Source organism: Rhizobium jaguaris (assembly GCF_003627755.1).
Lineage (GTDB): Bacteria > Pseudomonadota > Alphaproteobacteria > Rhizobiales > Rhizobiaceae > Rhizobium > Rhizobium jaguaris.
The window spans coordinates 2784047-2800591 of sequence record NZ_CP032694.1; the positions used below are offsets into that span (position 1 = coordinate 2784047).

13 protein-coding genes are annotated in these 16545 nt (G+C 59.1%); 7 read left to right on the forward strand and 6 right to left on the reverse strand.

The window, feature by feature from the left end:
* The first annotated feature begins 514 nt into the window (after window positions 1-514).
* Complete coding sequence (locus CCGE525_RS13590) at window positions 515-742, forward strand: hypothetical protein (protein WP_120704726.1); 228 nt, start codon at window positions 515-517, stop codon at window positions 740-742.
* 319 nt (window positions 743-1061) lie between these two features.
* A complete protein-coding gene (locus CCGE525_RS13595; protein WP_120704727.1) occupies window positions 1062-1964 on the forward strand; it encodes a hypothetical protein in 903 nt (300 codons plus the stop codon).
* On the opposite strand, the gene CCGE525_RS13600 is transcribed toward CCGE525_RS13595, so the two are convergent.
* On the reverse strand, window positions 1945-2397 hold the full coding sequence (locus tag CCGE525_RS13600; protein ID WP_120704728.1) for a GatB/YqeY domain-containing protein: 453 nt from the start codon (window positions 2395-2397) through the stop codon (window positions 1945-1947). The two genes, CCGE525_RS13595 and CCGE525_RS13600, sit on opposite strands and share 20 nt — an antisense overlap.
* A 308-nt stretch (window positions 2398-2705) precedes the next feature.
* On the opposite strand from CCGE525_RS13600, the gene carA reads away from it, so the two are divergent.
* Entirely contained in the window at window positions 2706-3914 is a 1209-nt protein-coding gene (gene carA / locus CCGE525_RS13605) for a glutamine-hydrolyzing carbamoyl-phosphate synthase small subunit (protein ID WP_120706401.1), read from the forward strand.
* A 96-nt stretch (window positions 3915-4010) separates the two neighbouring features.
* On the opposite strand, the gene CCGE525_RS13610 is transcribed toward carA, so the two are convergent.
* The 4 genes from CCGE525_RS13610 to CCGE525_RS13625 form a co-directional block, all read right to left on the reverse strand.
* A complete protein-coding gene (locus CCGE525_RS13610) occupies window positions 4011-4583 on the reverse strand; it encodes an EVE domain-containing protein (RefSeq protein WP_120704729.1) in 573 nt (190 codons plus the stop codon).
* A gap of 91 nt (window positions 4584-4674) precedes the next feature.
* Window positions 4675-6072, reverse strand: a complete 1398-nt coding sequence (locus CCGE525_RS13615; protein WP_120704730.1) for an MATE family efflux transporter — start codon at window positions 6070-6072, stop codon at window positions 4675-4677.
* 148 nt (window positions 6073-6220) lie between these two features.
* Window positions 6221-7477: a TCR/Tet family MFS transporter gene (locus CCGE525_RS13620; protein ID WP_120704731.1), complete on the reverse strand. Its 1257-nt coding sequence runs from the start codon at window positions 7475-7477 to the stop codon at window positions 6221-6223.
* Window positions 7478-7646: 169 nt separating this feature from the next.
* Window positions 7647-8558: a LysR family transcriptional regulator gene (locus CCGE525_RS13625; RefSeq protein ID WP_120704732.1), complete on the reverse strand. Its 912-nt coding sequence runs from the start codon at window positions 8556-8558 to the stop codon at window positions 7647-7649.
* Window positions 8559-8737: 179 nt separating this feature from the next.
* Here CCGE525_RS13625 and CCGE525_RS13630 point away from each other — a divergent pair, with 179 nt between their 5' ends.
* Window positions 8738-9730, forward strand: coding sequence for an aldo/keto reductase (locus CCGE525_RS13630; RefSeq protein WP_120704733.1), 993 nt, complete (start codon window positions 8738-8740; stop codon window positions 9728-9730).
* A 46-nt stretch (window positions 9731-9776) separates the two neighbouring features.
* Here CCGE525_RS13630 and ypfJ read toward each other — a convergent pair whose 3' ends face one another.
* Complete coding sequence (gene ypfJ / locus CCGE525_RS13635; RefSeq protein ID WP_120704734.1) at window positions 9777-10712, reverse strand: KPN_02809 family neutral zinc metallopeptidase; 936 nt, start codon at window positions 10710-10712, stop codon at window positions 9777-9779.
* 336 nt (window positions 10713-11048) lie between these two features.
* Here ypfJ and CCGE525_RS13640 point away from each other — a divergent pair, with 336 nt between their 5' ends.
* The 3 genes from CCGE525_RS13640 (at window position 11049) to carB (ending at window position 16538) form a co-directional block, all read left to right on the forward strand.
* Window positions 11049-11633 (forward strand): DUF1190 domain-containing protein, encoded by a 585-nt coding sequence (locus tag CCGE525_RS13640; protein WP_120704735.1) that lies wholly within the window; start codon window positions 11049-11051, stop codon window positions 11631-11633.
* Window positions 11634-11644: 11 nt separating this feature from the next.
* Entirely contained in the window at window positions 11645-12817 is a 1173-nt protein-coding gene (locus CCGE525_RS13645) for a glutathionylspermidine synthase family protein (RefSeq protein ID WP_120704736.1), read from the forward strand.
* A 235-nt stretch (window positions 12818-13052) separates the two neighbouring features.
* Window positions 13053-16538, forward strand: a complete 3486-nt coding sequence (carB, locus tag CCGE525_RS13650; protein WP_120704737.1) for a carbamoyl-phosphate synthase large subunit — start codon at window positions 13053-13055, stop codon at window positions 16536-16538.
* The last annotated feature ends 7 nt before the right edge of the window (window positions 16539-16545 follow it).

The following is a 16545-nucleotide window of genomic DNA, read 5'->3' on the forward strand; positions in this document are numbered from 1 at the left end:
CACGAGAACCCTCCTCCACGCCCGCTATTCACAGCCCCGTTATCGCCGATCGAAATTCAACCTTTCCGATCACAACTCCGTGAAAACCTCGACGCGGATAACACGCGCACGCCTGCTTAAAAGACGATTTTGACATCATCTCACACAAAATCCCAGTGGCTCTCCGCGGTCTATATGCACACCGAGAAGCCCGCGGCCACAGCCTCGCCGGGCGAGAAAAGCCACGCAAAAGCAAAGAGTTGCTGAGATGAACAAGAGTGTGCAGTGATGCCCGCGGCAACCATTGGCCGAGGGTTGATAGGCGTGCCTCCTCGCCCATTGGTGGCGCATTTGCGGCATCGTTCGTAAGCCAAACATTATTTTTTTGTAATTTGATTGTTCGTGTGCACCGCAATAGCGTTCTTCTCACGGGACGAGACAAGCCGGCGAACAAAATGCTTCGCGACGCGACATGCCTAGACGTCCCGCCGAACGGAAAGCCAAAGGTACAGGTTTTCAGTTTAGGAGAATTCAAATGCGCGTTCTGCTCGTACCCTTTGCTGCCGCTGCCCTCTTCGTCACAGCCACCTATAGCTCGGCTACGCTGACGGATGCAGCAGCCACGAGCAACGTGCTTTATACCGAAGCCGGCTATCAATTGCCGGTTGACATGAAAGTTCCGGCTCTCAAGGCCGGCATCAAGGTTCAGGTATCCTGGTCGCAGACGCAAGGCGCGCCTCAGCAAGTCAGGATTATCAGGTAAAGTTCACCCCATACTCAGGTGAGGCACCATCCCTACCCCCGGCGCCGCCTCACCTGAGTGCCTTTGCAATAGACGTTTGATTTTTGGGCCCCACCCTGCGTCATCAAACGGCTGCAAAGCGCAAGAAGGCAGGAGCTCCCCCAGCTCCTGCCTTCTCTATTTTGGCCGCTGGCGGCAGAAGCACTAGCTCGCGAAGTCCATCAAAGTCGCATGATCACAGTTACATTAGAAAAACTTGATCATAAGTAGCTTTTACTAAATTCAATTGACAATCGTCTGAGCCGTGCCAATGAATTTCCAGTTCATCGGGAACCCTTGCATGTCGTTTACCGCAAACGAACTCGCATCTGATCTTAATTTCTTCAGGACTATTCTCGGCTTCTCGCGCGAGATGGTTGCTGGCTATGCTGAAAATCCACGCATGAGCTCGATTTTTGCCTCGCAGCAACGCTGGCTGATGGCACAGGCGGGCTTTGCGCTGCATTACGGCGGAATCGACGGAGAGCAACGAGGCATCTATGTCCGCCGATTTGTCGACTACGTTCTCAAACATGAGATCGCCAGCCACAATACGGCGATAAGCTTCATCCACGAAATGCTGGCATATCGCTACCTGCGTTATCTGTCCGATTCACCCGACAGACGCGTGCGGCCGATGGAGCCGACCGAAACGGCGATCGAAAATTTCGCGAAGTGGTTCCATATCCATCTGGCGGTACTCGACAGCCTGGATGGTGGTATGCGGGCCATGACGTTCGCCGAACGCCCGGAGATTGTTGCGGCGATGCAGCCGGCAATCGCGGCGGGAATCCTCGCCAACGACAAAGTCCGTCATCCCGGCGAGACCTTCGATCTGTTCACCTGGGCAAATTCTGGCGGCGTGATGATGGACTATCTGATCTCGCGTATCGGAACGTTCGATCCCACGGCGGCAAAAACGACCATCGACCCGATTTCGTTCAGTGATATCTGTGATCGATTCCTTATCTCCAGAACGCATGTGAAGCGGTTGATGAGCAAGGCATCAGCAATGGGGAGCGTGGGCTGGACAGGCACTCCGGGAAAGAGCGACTTCTGGCTGTCGCGCGGCTTTATTCAGGAATATTGGGATTATCAGGCCGAAAAATTCGCCATCATCGCCGCGGTCTGGGAAGAGAGCATCGGCGCTCAGCCGGAGCCGGCGCCGATGGGAGGGCAGAGACTTACTTCAGCAGCTCTTTGAGGATCGCCGAAGCCTTGGCGAAATCCATCTGTCCGGCATAGCGCTCACGCAGCGCGGCAACGCACTTGCCCATGTCCTTCAAGCCCTGCGCACCGAGTTCGGCCACCACAGCGACACAGATCTCGCGCACCTTCTCATCAGAAAGCTGCTCAGGCATGAAGCCCTGGATGACGGCGATTTCCTCGCGCTCCTTGTCGGCCAGTTCCGGACGGCCGCCATCCATGTAGATCTTCACGGACTCTTCCCGCTGCTTGACCATCTTGGCGAGCAACTGGAGAATCTCGTCGTCGCTCGCCTGTTCCTTGCCGAGACCACGATTGGCGATGTCCTTGTCCTTGATCGCGGCGAGCACGAGGCGCACGGTCGAGAGCCTCGCCGCGTCCTTGGCCTTCATGGCATCCTTCTGGGCGTTGGAAAGCGTTTCGCGGATCATGTTTTTAACTCCCTAAGCAGGCCGGCGACGATCACCTGGCCTCTCATTTCGCGTTGCCAGTCTCATAGACCATGAGCGGCGATCAATGCAATTGCGTCCGACCGATCGAAAGCCGGCGAATTCCTTGGCGAGAAACGAACGGGGCGCATTGACCGGCACGCCTTGTTTGGCTATGTCCAGCACCTGCACATTAGATCGATATTAAGGTCTCGAGCCGCGACAAACGTCGCCGGCTGCAATCTGCGACAAACATGGCGGAAGCCCCCGGTCTTTTCAAGGCCGCGCACGACGCCGGAAACGGGATGACAATGACCGCGACAGCCCCATGGACAACTGAAAAGCCGAGTGCCCTGCTCGTTCTCGCCGACGGCACCGTGATCGAAGGCAAGGGCATCGGCGCGACCGGCAAGGTCCAGGCCGAAGTTTGCTTCAACACGGCGCTGACCGGTTACGAGGAGATCCTGACGGACCCCTCCTATCTCGGCCAGATCGTTACCTTCACCTTCCCCCACATCGGCAATGTCGGCACCAACGACGAAGATATCGAAGATCTGACGCCTGCCGCGCGGCACGGCGCCGTCGGCGTCATCTTCAAGGCCGATATCACCGATCCCTCGAACTACCGCGCCGCAAAACATCTCGACCAGTGGCTGAAAGCGCGCGGTATTATCGGCATGTGCGGCATCGATACGCGCGCACTGACCGCCTGGATCCGCGAAAACGGCATGCCGAACGGCGTCATCGCCCATGATCCCAACGGCGTCTTCGATATCGAGCAGTTGAAGGCGGATGCCAAGGCTTGGAGTGGCTTGGAAGGTCTCGACCTCGCCAAGGTCGCCTCCTCCGGCCAATCGTCGCAATGGTCGCAGACGCCCTGGATCTGGAATGAAGGCTATGGCGAACTCGACGCCGACGATGCCAAATATCACGTCGTCTGCCTCGACTATGGTGTCAAGCGCAATATCCTGCGCCTCTTCTCCGGCCTCGACTGCAAGGTCACAGTGTTGCCGGCAACCTCCTCCACCGACGACGTGCTGGCGCTGAAGCCGGATGGCATTTTCCTGTCGAACGGCCCGGGCGATCCGGCGGCGACCGGCGAATATGCAGTGCCCGTCATCAAGGACCTGCTGAAAACGGAAATTCCGTTGTTCGGCATCTGCCTCGGTCACCAGATGCTCGGCCTCGCTCTTGGCGCCAAGACCGCGAAGATGCATCAGGGCCATCACGGCGCAAACCATCCGGTCAAGGATCACACGACGGGCAAGGTCGAGATCGTTTCGATGAATCATGGCTTCGCAGTCGACTCGAACAGCCTGCCGGAAGGCGTTGAAGAGACTCATGTTTCTCTCTTCGACGGCAGCAATTGCGGCCTGCGCGTTTCCGGCAAGCCGGTCTTCTCCGTGCAGCATCATCCGGAAGCCTCTCCCGGCCCGCAGGACAGCCACTACCTCTTCCGTCGCTTCATCAATCTGGTGCGCGAGAAGAAGGGCGAACCGGCGATGGCCGAGCGCGCCTGAGCAACCGCCTGAACCCATAAAAGGAAGCCTCGGATTGGCAAGCAATCCGAGGCTTCTTTGTGTGTCGACTTGGGAGGATTATGTCTTCACATCGGCTTACGCCTGCAGGCGACGCTGCTTCACGACTTCCAGCTCGCTCATCATGATCTCCTGCAGGAACTCGAAATCGGACTCCCCAAAGGCGACAAGTCCGGATCTCAGTCTGTATCCCCAGTTCTTGTCCTGGGTAAAATCCAGCCAGCCCAGCAATGGACGGAGCGGCTGTTCAGGCGCATCGAGCCAATCGACATCGCGGCGATAGGCCTTGCCACAATCCATCTGCGCCGGATACGGCTCGCCGTCACGGACATAGCCAATGGCCGTGAAGCTCTGGAACCCGTCCTTGTCTCCCATTGCTATCGATGGCGAATAGTAGACGATACCGTCTCCTGGCTTGACGCGCTTCAGAGGCCCCGGTTTGCCGTGGCAAACCTGCATGAAGCCCTGTTCTCTCCCGTGGCGAACATGGTCCGCACAGGCAACCGCCAGCCAATAGGATTTCCGCGCCGGCTCGGGTTGCCGGCGCGACGCATTGGCATGTGGGAAAAGGCGAACCATCCTGCCCTGATCAATGGAATCTTCCCGCGGGAAAAGCGCGGCATCAATATGATCGCTTGCCTTGAATGTCATGGTCATCTCCCGTCTTTGGTATGAGACGACTATAGACGAGCATGCTGTCAATTTTTGTCAGCAGTCTCTCGATCCATGATCGATTCCGCCATCAATTGGCAACCCTCTCCGAGCGCACCAAGATGTAGAACCGCGCACAAAGCATGGTCGCGGCCGAGGCCAGACCAAGGAGGAAGCCGAACCAGATGCCAATGCCGCCGAAGCCGAGCGGGAATGCCAGCAGCCAGGCGAGGAAGAAACCGATCGGCCAGTAGGCGATCAACGCCAGGATCATCGGCACACGCGCGTCCTTCAGACCGCGCAACAGACCGCTGGCGATCGATTGCAGGCCATCGACGAGCTGGAACAGTCCCGCGACGACGATCAGCGGCGCCGCATAGGCAAGCACCTGCGGCGCATCGGCCGAGGTAACGTCGAGAAACCAGCTTCCGAGCCAGGACGGTGCTGTCGCAAACAGGACGCTGCCACACAGTGAGATGAAGCTCGAAACGATGACGACGACGATAGCCGCACGCGTCAGCCCCGCGTGATCCCCCTGTCCATGCGCAATACCGATGCGAACGGTTGCCGCCTGGCTAAGGCCGAGCGGTATCATGAAGGCGATCGACGCCCACTGCAGCGCAATACCATGCGCGGCAAGCTCGATCGTTCCGATCTGTCCCATCAGCAGCGAAGCCGCCGTAAACAGGCTGACTTCAGCCAAAACCGTGACGCTGATCGGAAAACCAAGGCGAACGACTTCCCACAACGCATGCCAATCCGGCCGCCAAAGTCGAACGAAGATTTCGTAGCGGCGTGTCTCTTCGCGGCTCTGGACATAGGCGACGATGAACAGGAAGCCTGCCGTCTGCACCGCGACTGATACCATGGCCGCGCCATGCAGCCCGAGCGCCGGCATGCCGAAATGGCCGAGCACCAGGCAATAGGCAAGCACGGCGTTCATCACCAGCATGGCGATGGTGACACAAAGGATGACACCAGCCCGGCCGATAGCGCTGACCAGGGCGCGGATAACGTTGTAGAGCAAGCCCGGCAGCACTGCGAAATGGCCGATAGCGATATAATCGCTGGCAAGCTTCGCGACGTCGGGCTTCTGGCCGGCGGCCAAGAGAATCTGCTCGGAGTAGAGAAAGGCCGGCTGCACAATCAGCCAATAGGCGGTGACGGCCCAGAGACCCATGCGCAGTGCCCGTCGAACCGACGTGACATCACCCTGACCATAGGCCTGCGCCACCAGCGGCACGACGGCGATGGCGAAACCGGAACCGAAAATCAGAACCGTGAAAAGGAACTGACCGGCAAGAACCATCGCAGCAAGTTGCTCGGCGCCGAGCCGGCCAACGATCATCACATCCGTGGTGTTGATGCCAAGCTGCGCCAGTTGCGCGCCGATCAACGGTATGCCGAGCGCCAGGGTGGCGCGGAGATGCGCAGACCACGAATTATTGTTGTCGTGCGCGCCCGGACGCGCAGCTACCGGCATATCCATCTCGAAAACTCGATTTTAAGACAGCGCAAAATTGCCCTACCTAGGCGTGCGCAAGCCTGTCGGCTTAACGCAACTTCGCCCGAAAAGCCAGTCGGCAAAGCCTCGATGCTGAAGAATTCATCAGATCATCAAAATATCTGATGATTATTTAGGCCACTTCCTGAACAGACGGCTCCACCATGGCCTTCCGTTCATCCTCGCGCACTTTGGCAACGAAGAGAACAACCGCGGCCAGGATCAGGATCGCTGACATGATGAACGGAGCGCCTGCGAATACGACGGGGGCGGTCGGCGTGGTAAAATAGCGAAACAGATAGGGAAACAGCACCGGTCCGATGATCGCGGTAATGCTGGTGAGGCTGCCGAGAGCGCCTTGCAGCTCGCCCTGCGCCGACGGCGGCACTTTGCTTGCAGCGATGGAGCGCAGTGGCGCATCCGAGACATTTTCGATCACCGTGACCACGATGACGACGTAGACCATCCAGCCCTGCCACGCAAAAGCATATCCCAGCAAGCCAACGCCGGAGAAGACAAGCCCGAACACCACGGTCTTCCATTCCCCGAGCACTGCCACGATGCGAGGCAAAGCAAGCCCCATGACCAGCGCCATGCCAATGCCGTAGGCACCGAGCGAAATGCCGATCTCCAGCGAGGTCCATCCATAACGATAGGAGCTGACGAAGGACCAGACCGCCGGAAAGACACCATGCGCCAGCCAGTTGAAGAACATGACGACGAATACCCAACCGAGGCCCTGATAACGCCGCACTTGCCGCAGCGCGCCGAGCGGACTGGCGCGCCAGAATTCGAAACGACGGCGGTTCCTCGCTTCCAGCGTTTCCGGTAGCAGGAAATAGGCGCCAACGAAGTTCAGGAACGACAGCGCTGCCGCACCGTAAAAGGGTGCGCGCGGGCCGAGTTCGCCCAGGAAACCGCCAATGACGGGCCCGAGCACAAAACCGACGCCGAAGGCCATGCCGATTAGGCCGAAATTCTTCGCCCTGTTCTCGTCAGTGCTGATGTCGGCGATGTAAGCGGAGCATGTCGAAAAACTCGCCCCGCTGATGCCGGCCAGGATACGACCGGCAAACAACATCCAATAGCTCCCGGCGATGGCGCAAATGAAATTGTCGATCGCGAAGGTCAACACGGAAGCAAGCAAGACCGGGCGACGGCCGAAACGATCGCTCAAATTGCCGATCAGCGGCGAGAATAGAAATTGCATCGCAGCATAGGCAAGCAAGAGCCAGCCGCCATCAGTCGCCGCCTCGCTGACCGAAGCGCCCGTCAGCTCTTCCAGGTATTTCGGCATGACCGGCATGATGATGGCGATACCGATGACGTCGAGGAACAGGATGATGAAGACGAGGAACAAGCCGCGACGTACGAATTTCTGATCGATCATGGAGTTTGCAGTCTGCCTATGGGTGGCCCCATCTCCATGAAGAGACAGAACGTGAACGAAAAACCAGAACGTCCCCTTACCTAAAGATTTTGGCGGAAACAATCCGTGAACGCTTCAATCTTCCTGATTTATCGACCGATTTTTTTGATCCTTGGCCGGAGAGCGACACCTATGCTTCGTTCGTCCGGCGCTGCTCCAATTTCAGGAAATCGACGAAGGCCCGAAGCGGCGCCGGCATGTGACGGCGGCTGGCGTAGTAGAGAAACGGGCCGGGAAAAGCTGTCTCCCACTCATCGAGAAGCGGTATCAGATCGCCGCTTTCGATCTGCGGCGCAACGAATTCCGTGAAGGTTCTGATGATGCCGAGCCCCTCCACGGCGGCGCTGCGTTCGATATCGACTGAATTGGTGGCGAGGACCATGGGCGGTGAAATGACGATCGTCTCGCCCTGCCTTTCGAACTCCCAGGGGAAAGCCGAGCCGCTGACGAAGCGATGTCGGATACAGCGATGGTGGAGAATGTCGCGCGGGTGACGGGGCACACCATTTGCCGCAAGGTAGGCCGGCGACGCCGCGGTCACGTAGCGTTGCTGCCGCGGCCCGATCGGCACGGTGATCATATCCCGCTCCAGCCGCTCATCATGACGAACGCCGGCATCATAGCCCGCCGCCAGCACATCGCTGAAACTATCTTCGGCGACGATCTCGACCGAGATGCCCGGATAAACTTTCAGGAAGCGGTTGATGATCCCCGGCATGATGACGATCGCGGCAACTGTGGGCACGTTGAGCCGCAGCGTTCCGCCGAGACTATCGCGAAATGTGTTGATGTCGTCGAGCGCGGTGGCGATCTCGCCTATCGCCGGCGCCAGCCGCTCGATCAACCGCGCGCCTGCCTCTGTCGGCGTGACGCTACGGGTGGTACGGTTGAGCAGGCGCACGCCGAGCCGTTCCTCGAGCCGTCGCAGCGCTTCACTCAATGATGACGCGGAGACGTGGCGCTTGCGTGCCGCCTCGCGAAAGCTGCGCGCGCGGGCGACCGCCGCGAAGGCATCGAGGTCGGCAAGCGGCAAGTCATCCATTGTACGAAATTCCAAACAACCTGTTTTGATTTATCTGGATTATCGCACAAAAGCCGGTGGGGTAAAACCATTCGCGAAGACGCCGTTCGCAAGAGGCAGGATCCCACAAATGTGACGCGGTTTTCGACTAAGATCACGCCAAACCGAACAAGGGCGCCGCTGACCAAGGAGAACTGAAAATGCAGATGCATCAATTGGGCAAGACTGGCCCCGAAGTATCGGCCATCGGCCTCGGCTGCATGGGCATGTCCGGCATGTACGGACCGTCTGACCGCGCCGAAAGCATCGCCACCATCCACGCCGCCCTCGACGCCGGCATCAACTTGCTCGATACCGGCGATTTCTACGGCATGGGTCACAATGAAATGCTGATCGGCGAGGCGATCAAAGGGCTTAGGCGCGACGATTTCCTGATCAGCGTCAAGTTCGGCGCTCTGCGCGATCCGGCCGGCGCCTGGTTGGGCTACGACGCCCGGCCGGCCGCAATCAGGAACTTCGTCGCCTATACGCTGCAGCGCCTCGGCGTCGACCATATCGATATCTACCGCCCTGCCCGCCTTGATCCGAACGTGCCGATCGAGGATCAAGTCGGGGCAATGGCCCAACTGATCAAGGAAGGTTACATCAGGCACATCGGCCTTTCCGAGGTCGGCGCCGACACCATCCGCCGTGCCGCAGCCGTACATCCGATCGTCGATCTGCAGATCGAATATTCGCTGATCTCACGCGGCATCGAGGACCAGATCCTGCCAACGTGCCGCGAACTCGGCATCGGCATCACCGCCTATGGTGTCCTGTCACGCGGCCTGATCAGCGGCCATTGGCAGAAGGATGCAACGCGGAAGGGTGATTTCCGTGCCTTCAGCCCCCGCTTCCAGGCCGGGAATGTCGAAAAGAACCTGGAACTGGTGGAGGCACTGCGCCAGATCGCCGACGCCAAAGGCGTCAGCGTCGCCCAAATCGCCATTGCCTGGGTCGATGCTCAAGGCAAGGACATCATCCCCCTCGTCGGCGCCCGCCGCCGCGACCGCCTGACCGAAGCCCTCGGCTCGCTGTCTGTTGAATTATCCGCACCGGATTTCGCGGCGATCGAACGCGCAGTCCCGAAGGACGCCGCCGCCGGCGGCCGTTATCCAGAAGCACAGTTGGCACATATGGATAGCGAGAAGTGATTGACAGTCTCCTCTCCCAGCATCGCGGGGAGAGGAGACTTAGTGGCTAAACCGGATTATTCAGCGTATCGCAATCAGTCAGCTTGCCGGATTGGAAGCCCTGCTTGAACCATTTCACACGCTGCGCCGAAGTGCCGTGGTTGAAACTATCCGGGACGACATAGCCCTGGCTGCGCTTCTGAAGCGTGTCGTCGCCGATCTGCTGCGCGGCATTGAGCGCCTCTTCGAGGTCGCCTTCCTGCAGAATGCCTTTCTGCTGGGTGAACTTGCCCCAGACGCCCGCAAAACAATCGGCTTGCAGCTCGATGCGCACCGACAACTTGTTCGCATCCACCTCGCTCATATTCTGGCGCGCCTGATTGAATTTCGGCAGGATCCCCAGCAGGTCCTGAACATGATGGCCGACTTCATGCGCAATGACATAGGCCTGGGCGAAATCGCCGGCGGCGCCGAATTGATCCTTCATCTGCTGAAAGAAGGCCATGTCGAGATAGACCTTCTGATCACTCGGGCAATAGAACGGCCCGGTCGCGGCCGAGGCGGTGCCGCAAGCCGAAGGGAAACGACCCGAGAACAGCACAAGCTTCGGATCGGTGTAGGTTTTGCCCATCGACTTGAAGATGCCCGTCCAGGTGTCTTCCGTATCGGCGAGCACCGTCGCTACGAACTGCTTCATCTCGTCGTTGGCAGGCGGGGCAGTGCCGCCGCTGGAATCGCTCTGCTGGTAACCAGGCCCGGTGCCGCCATCCAAGGCGCCGCTCTGCTGCAACAGCCCGATGACGTCGACTCCCATGGCCCTCAGCACCAGGAAAATCACCACCAGAATGACAATGGTGCTGATGCTCAAGCCGCCGCCGCGCCGCATGCCGCCGCCGGGAAAACTGCCGCCGCCGAAGGGACCGCCTCCCGAGCCGCCGCTCATGGGCGACGAGCCGCGTTCATCCTCGATATTGTCGGATTGCCGACGTCCCTTCCAATCCATGATTGCACCTCCCGGCGATGCAGGTCCCTGAGAGAATGGAGTCTAGCTCCTTCTGAAATATACCGTGTCATCATAGATTATGAAAACCGGAAAGAGAATTTTCACCATCGTGTCTTTCGGACCTTAGATAGCAACAAAATCTGGGCGAGCATTCTTTAAATGTCTCCGGCGCCTACCTACGTCTTTGCACGCGCCAATATTCTTTACGTTGCATTCTATAATCATGTGGACAACCGCAATTCCGCGTTTCGCCGTGCGTTGCGGTTGAGTGGTATATGCGCGTCATAATTGAAGTGTAACGGCGCATGAACATATGCGCTATGCGCCGAGGGTTTGATGAAACGATCGATGAGTGTGTCGCTGCTGCTGATGGGAACGGCAGCACTGACGGGCTGTGGCCAGAAGGAAGATACGGTTCAGATATACAGCGACGTCGACGCCTGCATAACGGGCAAAATCTTTTCTGCTGACGAATGCCGCTCTCAACTCGCAGAAGCAGAGACCGAGCGCGAACGAAATGCACCCGCCTATGAGACGGCAACGAACTGCGAAAAGGACTATGGCGTCAATAATTGCCAACCGACGACCAGCGCCCATCAGTCAGGCACGGGACATTTCATTCCCATGCTGGGCGGTTATCTTGTCGGCACAGCGGCCAGAACACTAGACACTAGGGCACTTTACCGCCCCCGAGGAAGCAGCGACTTTCGAACGGCGACAGGGCGAAGCCTTGCAAATGGCATGCAGCTCGGAGCCGCGACCTATGCGCAAAGAAAAAAAGATGACGATACTCAATCGTCATCTGGTGGCGGCGGCGGCGGTCATGGCTTATGGCGATCGTCTTCCGAAAGCTCTACGCGCTCGGCTAGCACGGTAGAGCGTGGCGGCTGGGGTTTTCGCGGCTTCCACCTTTCGGGCTAACGGATAAGCAGATGAAACGGGTTATCATGAACGAGCGGCCGGATTGGAAGGTCGACGCAGAGGCCTGTGGCTTCACCATCCACTCCATGTATGGCCAACGCTATTGGGACGAGAGGCACGCCTACGCATTCACCCTCGATGAGGTCGAGACAAAACTGGAAGATCCCTCCGCTTCATTGTTGGAAATGTGCTATGCGGCGGTAGAAAGGATCGCTTCGGACGACGAATTGATGCTCAGGATGGCTATTCCGTCGGCCTGTCACGATGCTGTATTACGCTCCTGGCGCAATCGGGAACGCGATCTCTATGGGCGATTCGACCTCTCCTATAATGGAAACGGTCCGGCAAAGCTCCTCGAATTCAATGCCGACACTCCAACCAGCCTGTTCGAGAGTGCTGTCTTCCAATGGCGCTGGCTAGAAGATATGAAGCAGCGCGGCGAGCTCCCGTCCTCGGCAGACCAGTTCAATTCGGTGCATGAACGACTGATCGACGCGATGCGCATCCTTGCTGCGCCCTCAGGGCGCATGCACTTTGCCGGTATGCTAGAATCGGAAGAAGACCTGGTGACATTGAACTACCTTGTCGATTGCGCCGTCCAGGCCGGCTGCAAGACAAAGCTTATCGCCATGCGTGATATCGGCGTCGACGACAGCCAGCGGCTGATAGATCTTCAAGACGAACCCATCGACTGCATATTCAAGCTTTATCCACTCGAAGATATGGTGCGCGAGCCTTTCGGTCGTTATCTACCGCTAACCCCCACGCGGATAATCGAGCCGCTGTGGAAACTGACACTGTCGAATAAAGGACTTCTGCCAGTCCTATGGGAGATGTTTCCCGGCCACGAAAATCTCCTCCCTGCCTATTTCGAAGACGATCCGCGCATCGACGACCTTGGCGATCGCTATGTCCGTAAACCGTTGCTGTCACGCGAAGGCGCGAATGTGACGCTCGTCAGCCACGAAGCCGGAGCTGGCATATATCACGTCGAGGGACCCTACGGCGAAGAAGGATATATAAGACAGGCGTTGCATCTCCTTCCCCGCTTCGGCAACGACTGGACTGTGATCGGCTCGTGGATTGTCGCCGGCAAGCCCGCTGGCATCGGCATTCGTGAGGACGATACGCCCGTCACCCGCGATACGTCTCGCTTCGTGCCGCACTACATACTCGATACCTGAGTTCCAGGAAAAACCACGAGACGCGGAAGGGAAAAAGCCGAGCGTGGGCAGATCACCTCGCCCTGTCATCCATCGCTTCCCGAATTCCTGTCGATTCCGCGATTTATGGGGTTCCGTTTGCAAATACATTTGCCTATAAGCCGCTTCTAGCCTGAAAAGACATGCCCATGCGCCCCGGCCGGTGACCTCCCACCCTGGCCGGTTTTTCGCGCAACAAAAAAACGGATGTGAGCCCATGCCGAAGCGCCAAGATATCAAATCGATCCTCATCATCGGCGCAGGACCGATTGTTATCGGACAGGCCTGTGAGTTCGACTATTCCGGTACACAGGCCTGCAAGGCGCTCAGGGAGGAAGGCTATCGCGTCATCCTCGTCAACTCCAATCCGGCAACGATCATGACTGATCCGGGCCTGGCGGACGCGACCTATGTCGAACCGATCACCCCGGAAGTGGTCGCCAAGATCATCGCCAAGGAACGCCCGGATGCGCTGCTGCCGACCATGGGCGGCCAGACGGCACTAAACACGGCGCTCTCGCTGAAGCGCATGGGTGTGCTCGACCGCTATAATGTCGAGATGATCGGCGCCAAGCCGGCCGCCATCGACATGGCCGAAGACCGCGCTCTTTTCCGCGAGGCCATGGCCCGCATCGGCCTCGAAACCCCGCGGTCGATGCTGGCGAACGCCACTGACATCAAGGATGCCGACCGCAAGACGCATGAGGCCGAGCGCACCAAGCTGAAGGCACAGCTTTCCGGCGCCGAACTCGACAAGGCGCTGGACGAGCTGGAGAACCAGTGGAACCTCGGCGAAAGCGACCGCAAGCAGCACTACATGAACCACGCCATGGCGATCGCCGCCCAGGCGCTCGATCATGTCGGCCTGCCTGCAATCATCCGTCCTTCGTTCACGCTCGGCGGCACCGGCGGCGGCATTGCCTATAACCGCTCCGAATTCTTCGACATCGTCGGCGGCGGCCTCGATGCTTCGCCGACCACGGAAGTGCTCATCGAAGAATCGGTTCTCGGCTGGAAGGAATTCGAGATGGAAGTGGTCCGCGACAAGGCGGACAACTGCATCATCATCTGCTCGATCGAAAACATCGACCCGATGGGCGTTCATACCGGCGATTCGATCACTGTCGCTCCGGCGCTGACGCTGACCGACAAGGAATACCAGATCATGCGCAACGCCTCGATCGCGGTTCTGCGCGAGATCGGCGTCGAGACCGGCGGTTCGAACGTGCAATTCGCCGTCAATCCGAAAGACGGCCGCCTCGTCGTCATCGAAATGAACCCGCGCGTATCGCGCTCCTCCGCGCTCGCATCGAAGGCCACCGGTTTTCCCATCGCCAAGGTCGCTGCCAAGCTGGCGATCGGCTATACGCTGGACGAACTCGAAAACGATATCACCGGCGGCGCCACACCGGCATCGTTCGAACCGTCGATCGATTACGTCGTCACGAAAATTCCGCGGTTCGCCTTCGAGAAATTCCCGGGCGCCTCGCCGGTGCTGACCACAGCAATGAAGTCGGTCGGCGAAGTCATGGCGATCGGCCGCACCTTCGCGGAATCGCTGCAGAAGGCGCTTCGCGGCCTTGAAACCGGCCTGACAGGCCTCGACGAGATCGAGATCCCCGATTTCGAGGAAGGCGAAGCCAGCCAGAACGCCATCCGCGCCGCCATCGGCACGCCGACGCCGGATCGCCTGCGCATGGTTGCCCAGGCGCTGCGCCTCGGCATGTCGCCGGAAGAGGTGCATGAAGGCAGCAAGATCGATCCCTGGTTCATCGCACAGTTGAAGAACATCATCGATATGGAAGCCCGCATCCGCGAACACGGCCTGCCGAACGATGCCTCCAACCTTCGCATGCTGAAGGCCATGGGTTTTTCCGACGCGCGCCTCGCGACGCTGACGGGCAAGCGCCCAAAGGAGGTGGCGGAACTGCGCAACCGGCTGAACGTCCGCCCGGTCTTCAAGCGCATCGACACTTGCGCCGCCGAGTTCGCCTCGCCTACCGCCTATATGTACTCGACCTACGAAACGCCCTTCGTCGGCGTTGCCCGCTCGGAAGCGCAGGTTTCTGACCGCAAGAAAGTCGTCATCCTCGGCGGCGGTCCGAACCGCATCGGCCAGGGCATCGAGTTCGACTATTGCTGCTGCCATGCAGCCTTCGCGCTGAAGGATGCCGGCTATGAAGCAATCATGATCAACTGCAACCCCGAAACCGTCTCGACGGATTACGACACCTCGGACCGACTTTATTTCGAACCGCTCACTGCTGAGGACGTGATCGAGATCCTGAAGATGGAGCAGGAAAACGGCGAACTGGTCGGCGTTATCGTCCAGTTCGGCGGCCAGACGCCGCTGAAGCTTGCGGAAGCCTTGGAAAAGAACGGCATCCCGATCCTCGGCACGGCGCCCGACGCGATCGACCACGCCGAAGACCGCGACCGCTTCCAGAAGCTTTTGATGAAGCTTGACCTCAACCAGCCGAACAACGGCATCGCCTATTCGGTGGAGCAGGCCCGCCTCGTTGCAGCCGAAATCGGCTTCCCGCTAGTGGTGCGCCCGTCCTACGTGCTCGGCGGCCGCGCGATGCAGATCATCCACTCGGAAAGCATGCTGCAGACGTATCTTCTCGACACCGTGCCGGAGCTCGTGCCGGAAGACATCAAGCAGCGCTATCCGAACGACAAGACCGGCCAGATCAATACCCTGCTCGGCAAGAACCCGCTGCTGTTCGACAGCTATCTCGCCAACGCCATCGAAGTCGACGTCGACTGCCTGTCCGACGGCACCGATGTCTACGTTGCAGGCATCATGGAGCATATCGAAGAGGCCGGTATTCACTCGGGCGACTCGGCCTGCTCGCTGCCGCCGCGCACGCTATCGCCCGCAATGATCGATGAGCTGGAGCGGCAGGCGAAGGCCATGGCCAAGGCGCTGAACGTTGGCGGGTTGATGAACGTGCAATTCGCCATCAAGGACGACACGGTCTACGTTTTGGAAGTCAACCCCCGCGCCTCCCGTACCGTTCCCTTCGTCGCCAAGACCATCGGTGCACCGATCGCCAAGATCGCCGCGCGCGTCATGGCTGGTGAAAAGCTGGACGCGACCTTCGCCGCCTACGGCGAAAAGCCGGATCCGCGGAAACTCAAACATATCGCCGTCAAGGAAGCTGTCTTCCCCTTCGCCCGCTTCCCCGGCGTCGATACCCTGCTCGGACCGGAAATGCGTTCGACCGGCGAAGTCATCGGCCTGGATACCGATTTTGCGCTGGCCTTCGCCAAGTCACAGCTCGGCGCCGGCGTCGAGCTGCCGCGTGACGGGACCGTCTTCGTCTCCGTGCGCGACGACGACAAGCCGCGTGTTCTGCCCGCCATCCGCATGTTGGCCGAGCTGGGCTTCAAAATGCTCGCAACCGGCGGCACCCAGCGCTTCCTCGCTGAAAACGGCATCGAGGCGACCAAGATCAACAAGGTGCTGGAAGGCCGCCCGCATATCGAGGATGCCATCCGCAACCGCCAGGTTCAGCTTGTCATCAACACGACCGACAGCAACAAGGCGATCTCGGACTCGAAATCGCTGCGCCGCGCCACACTGATGCAGAAGGTGCCTTACTACACCACCATGGCCGGTGCCGAAGCCGCGGCCATGGCGATCAAGGCACTGAAGGCCGGTAACCTCGAAGTCCAGCCTTTGCAGAACTACTTCTGAGACTGAG